Genomic DNA, 892 nt, shown 5'->3' with positions numbered 1-892 from the left:
CTTATTTGATTGATCATTCGATTATTGGAGGTGTTGAAAAGCTACTTCACTACGTTGTACAAGCTCTTAGAAACAAAAGTAATATAGAAATCGTTGTCTTTTTATACGCGTTTTCAGGGCTTATCGGAATGATTAAGATGGCTGGAGGAGTTAAGGGGTTTGTGGAAACTGCTGCAGAAAGAATTGATACAAGAAAAAAAGCCCTTATTTTAACCTATGTTTCAACCATTGGAACATTCAGTGCTCCCACATTTCGCTTTGTTACAATCGCGCCCATCATGAGAGCGCTGCTGAAAAAAGTGAAAATGACGACAGCAGAGCTAGGGTTTGTTATTGAAACAACTGCTACTCCTGTTATCGTCTTAATTCCCGTGGCAACGGMATTTGTAGGATATATGGTATCAATCATTCAAATGGCGATTGATCACCAAGGCATAAAACAAGACGCTTATTCTTTGTTCATTCAAAGCATTCCATATAATTTCTTTTCGATTGTGATTATTTTAGTAGGGATTTATTTAAGCTTTTTTCATCATTCAACATCTACAGCTCCTATGAAGCTTGAGGAAGAAGACGAAAAAGATTGGCATGATTGTCACCCTTGCGTATCGAAGGATTTGCCTTCTAAGCCTTGGAATCTGTTAGTGCCTTTACTTGTTGTGATTTCACTCACCTTACTTTTAACATGGTGGAGTGGACATCATAAGAGTCACACCTTTTTTGAAGCATTTATTAAAGCAGACGTGCTAGAAGCGATGGTAGTAGCTTTAATTATGACTACGTTAATTACCCTCATTTTTTTCTTGTTTCAGCGCTTTACATTACAGAATTTGCTTAATGGTTTTATCACAGGAGGCAATGACTTAATGTCCGTTATCCTGTTGTTATCGGT

At 37.4% G+C, this 892-nt stretch carries 1 pseudogene; it reads left to right on the top strand.

The features are described from left to right. Positions 1-892 (top strand): annotated as a pseudogene (locus AC1DRF_RS30000) (Na+/H+ antiporter NhaC family protein); the annotation flags it as partial.

The sequence above is a fragment of the Priestia sp. P5_B4 genome, assembly GCF_056400385.1.
This window is presented reverse-complemented; position numbering and strand designations above follow the sequence as displayed.